The 3,941-nt window shown below is 44.7% G+C and carries 6 protein-coding genes and 1 riboswitch; all 6 genes read left to right on the top strand.

What is annotated here, in order from left to right:
- Window positions 1-146: 146 nt before the first annotated feature.
- Window positions 147-521: an arsenate reductase family protein gene (locus ACYQ4S_RS11090; protein WP_459771175.1), complete on the top strand. Its 375-nt coding sequence runs from the start codon at window positions 147-149 to the stop codon at window positions 519-521.
- A complete protein-coding gene (locus ACYQ4S_RS11085; protein ID WP_459771173.1) occupies window positions 511-867 on the top strand; it encodes a glycine cleavage system H family protein in 357 nt (118 codons plus the stop codon). The genes ACYQ4S_RS11090 and ACYQ4S_RS11085 overlap by 11 nt, the downstream gene beginning before the upstream one ends.
- 56 nt (window positions 868-923) lie before the next feature.
- Window positions 924-1,103, top strand: coding sequence for a 2-hydroxymuconate tautomerase (locus tag ACYQ4S_RS11080; protein ID WP_459771171.1), 180 nt, complete (start codon window positions 924-926; stop codon window positions 1,101-1,103).
- A 171-nt stretch (window positions 1,104-1,274) separates the two neighbouring features.
- Window positions 1,275-1,371, top strand: a riboswitch (TPP riboswitch).
- A gap of 89 nt (window positions 1,372-1,460) precedes the next feature.
- The gene (thiM, locus tag ACYQ4S_RS11075) at window positions 1,461-2,267 is read left to right on the top strand and encodes a hydroxyethylthiazole kinase (protein WP_459771169.1); all 807 of its coding nucleotides are present in this window, start codon (window positions 1,461-1,463) and stop codon (window positions 2,265-2,267) included.
- Window positions 2,264-3,079 carry a bifunctional hydroxymethylpyrimidine kinase/phosphomethylpyrimidine kinase gene (thiD, locus tag ACYQ4S_RS11070; RefSeq protein WP_459771167.1) on the top strand — a complete coding sequence of 272 codons (816 nt, stop codon included), beginning with the start codon at window positions 2,264-2,266 and terminating at the stop codon, window positions 3,077-3,079. Before thiM ends, thiD begins: the two co-directional genes overlap by 4 nt.
- Entirely contained in the window at window positions 3,076-3,723 is a 648-nt protein-coding gene (gene thiE / locus ACYQ4S_RS11065) for a thiamine phosphate synthase (protein ID WP_459771165.1), read from the top strand. Before thiD ends, thiE begins: the two co-directional genes overlap by 4 nt.
- The last annotated feature ends 218 nt before the right edge of the window (window positions 3,724-3,941 follow it).

The raw sequence follows: 3,941 nt of genomic DNA, 5'->3' as shown, positions 1-3,941 counted from the left end.
GTTTTAGTGAACTTCATTTTATCAGATTAAGGGGGGGAAGAGGTGCCTTTTTGTATTTTAATTGATAGAGCAACGATAGTTGCATTAAAACAACACGAAAAAACAAAAAAATTGGTAATTACTAAAAGATAACTAGGAGGGACGTTATGAAATTTTATTGTCACCCACGTTGTTCAACGTGCAGAAAAGCGAAAAACTGGCTGGAAGAGCAGTCAGTACCTTATCAGGAAATCAGTCTACTGGATGAGACCCCATCAAAAGAAAGCTGGGTAAGAATCCTGTCAGAAACTGATCGCTCGATCAAATCTTTTTTTAATACGAGTGGAAATGTTTACAGAGAACATAACCTTAAAGAAAAACTTCCGGAAATGTCTGTAGAAGAAGCAGCGGAGTGGCTGTCCTCAAACGGGATGGTAGTCAAAAGACCGTTTGCCATTGAAGGAGACACATATACATCAGGCTTTAAAATCGATGAGTACGAACGAGTCTGGGGTAAAGGAGAGCAGAAAGATGTCAATTAAATATCATGCTAATGGATTGTGGATCGAGAAATTATCGCCATCAGATTATCGCATCGGTCTATCCGAAAAGGGCCAGGACGATTTAGGAGAAGTCATGTTCGTGGAAATCAGTACAGAACCTGGGAATCTTAAAGCAGGAGAGGTCATTATAAATGCTGAGGGAGCCAAAGCAGTGACTGAGCTGACCATACCTTTTGACGTGACAGTTAAGGAAGTCCACGTTGAAGTTGAAGATGAGCCTGACTTACTGAACTCATCGGACAAAGAGGATAACTGGCTGCTTCTGGTAACAGACATTGATGATTCAGTGTTCAATTCGCTTAATACAGATCCTTTTGCTGAATAAGCTGAAATCTTGCTGGATCGTGATGCGCATTAAACAAGCGAAAGGAGGCAGAGGAGATGCCGATCGTGCATGTAGAAATGATTGAAGGCCGTTCTAAAGAACAGAAAGAAGGGCTGATCAGAGACGTTGTAAAAGCAGTTGAGACCCATACGGGTGCACCTAAAGAAGCAGTGACTGTGATCATCAACGAAATTAGTAAAGATAACATTGCAACAAAAGGCGAATACCACGGATAAGCATTTAGAGAGTACAGACAGGGTATAGTGACCCAAAAAGTCTAACTTTTTGGGTCACTATAAGGATCTGTGCTCTCTTTTTTATGTGTATTTTAAAATTCAGAAGCTGGCTTAGATAGGTGTTTCCTAGTCTGCTCACCGAAACTATGATAAACTGGTAGTAATGAAGTCTGATATCATCAGGGGAGCTTAAAGGCTGAGAAAGGTAAGACCTGACCCATGACCTGATCTAGGTAATGCTAGCGAAGGGAGATGTATGTTTCAAGCAGGAGACAGACAAATGCTTGACTATACTAAAATCTTCCACGCACCTGGTGGAAGATTTTTGTCTACATAACACAACCTGGGAGGTTCAAGATGAATTCTGACCATGCTATTTTACACATTAAAGACCAGAATCCGCTGGTACACACGATCACTAATCAGGTTGTCGCTAATAATGTTGCCAATGTGCTGCTGGCCATTGGTGCGTCACCTATTATGGCAATTGCAAAAGAAGAGGTCGAAGAAGTAGCGGGTATGGCCGAGGCCCTCGTCATCAATATGGGTACACTGACTTCTGATTCACTGGAAAGCATGATTCTGGCCGGACGACAGGCAAACGCTCAAGGCAAACCGGTCATTCTGGATCCTGTTGGTGTCGGAGCAACGACTTTTAGAAAAAATTCAGCTCAAAAACTTTTTGGAAATGTTGATATGACGGTGATTCGAGGCAATGCATCAGAAATTGCGTCTCTAGTCGGTGTCAGCTGGCAGTCAAAAGGAGTGGATTCCAAAGATGGAGCCACCTCGCCAGTGGATGTTGCAGTCAGCTTGGCTAAGAAAAGACACTGTATTGTAGCTGTATCCGGAAAGACGGATATTGTCACAGATGGCACAAGAGTATTTGCTGTTTCGAATGGCGATCATCTGATGGCAAAGATCACTGGAAGTGGCTGTATGATGAGCGGAATCATCGGAGCTTTCCTTGGAGTAGTAGATGGATCTGACATGCTCAGTCGAGTTGTACTTGCTCATGCCGCTTTCGGGATAGCTGGAGAGTGGGCGGCGGACTCGGGCATAAATGGGCCGGGAAGTTTCAGGTCGGCACTGATCGATGTGCTCCATAGTCTAACAGATGACGATCTGACTAAACACGCACGAATAGAAAGGATAATCCAATGAGTAAAAGTAAAATACCACAAGTGCTGACTATTGCAGGAAGTGACAGTGGCGGAGGCGCTGGCATACAAGCGGACTTGAAAACTTTTCAGGAACGTGACGTTTTCGGCATGTCAGTGATAACGGCTATAACAGCTCAAAATACGACTGGGGTACAGGGCGTTCACCCTGTACCGATCGAAATGGTCAAGCAGCAGTGGACGTCGGTCCTGTCTGATTTTAATGTCGCTGCGATCAAGACAGGAATGCTGGTAAATGGGGAGTATATGAAAGCAGTAGCTGAAGTATATAAAGAAGTGGCGTCTATTCCTCTGGTCATTGACCCTGTGATGATTGCTAAGGGTGGGCACCCATTAATGGAAGAGAGTGCTGTCTCAATCATGCGGGAAATCCTGGCTCCTCTCGCTATGGTGATCACACCTAATATTCCTGAAGCTGAAGCACTGGCTGACATGTCTATTTCTTCAAAAGAAGACATGGTCAAGGCGGCCGAACGGCTTCAGAAAACTGGCTGCAGAAATATTGTCATAAAAGGTGGACATGCAGTGGACGAGTCTCATGCGGATGACCTGCTGATGCTTGAAAACGGTGAACAGATATGGCTGCGATCTGAACGCATCGATACGAAAGAAACCCACGGAACGGGCTGTACCTTTGCTGCCTGTATTGCTGCAGAGTTAGGAAAAGGGAGTTCAATCGAAGAGGCTGTACGAACAGCTAAGAAATTTATCCAGGCTGCAATCAGGAGTCACTTGGGTATCGGACACGGACACGGACCGACGAACCACTGGGCATATAGAAAGGAACACGAATGACACGAGATATTAAAGCTATGCTGGAAATTTACTTTATTGCCGGCACGCAGGACTGCAAAGATAAGTCGCTCATCCATACACTTGAGGAAGCTCTTCAGGCAGGTATAACTTGTTTTCAGTTCAGAGAAAAAGGAAAAGACAGCCTGGAGACTGATCCTGCAGCACGGCTAAAAATGGCACAGGTCTGCCAGCTTCTGTGCAGACAGTATGATGTACCATTTATAGTCAATGATGATGTCGAGCTTGCCCTCAAGCTGGGGGCTGACGGGATCCATGTCGGTCAGGGGGATTATCCGATTCAGGACCTGGTGTCAAAATGGGGAGACCGATTTATCATAGGCTTGTCTACCAATAATGTCTCACAATTCAAAGAAGCAGAGACAATCAGTGGGCTGGATTACGCGGGGATCGGTCCGGCTTTCACACCATTATCCAAGCAGGACCATGAAGACGTAATCGGTCTGAAAGGTATCAAGGACGCGATGACAGGACGAGAACACCTTCCTGCTGTGGCAATTGGCGGCATCAACCCTTCAAATGTTAGAGACGTCTGGGCAACAGGAGTCGACGGGGTGGCGGTCGTGTCGTCCATCACACGAGCTGTTTCAGTAATAGACGCAGTGCAGCGATTAAAAAATAAGTGATTAAATAAAAAAGAATTGTGAATCTGTAGTGAAATATCGAACAGATTCTACAATTCTTTTTGAGTATCCTGTATAATGAAAGCGAATACAATGGAACTGTCAAATTTTTTATGAAAACTAAAAATTAAAGGTGGTGAAGGCCCACTGACTATACCAATCGGAGCCGCATTTGCCCTTGACAAACACTTGAATGGTTTCAGTTAAGGTCACAAGGGTGA

The organism is Alkalibacterium sp. s-m-28 (assembly GCF_054658175.1).
Note: the sequence above shows the minus strand (reverse complement) of the source record. Positions and strands in the feature narration are given on the sequence as shown.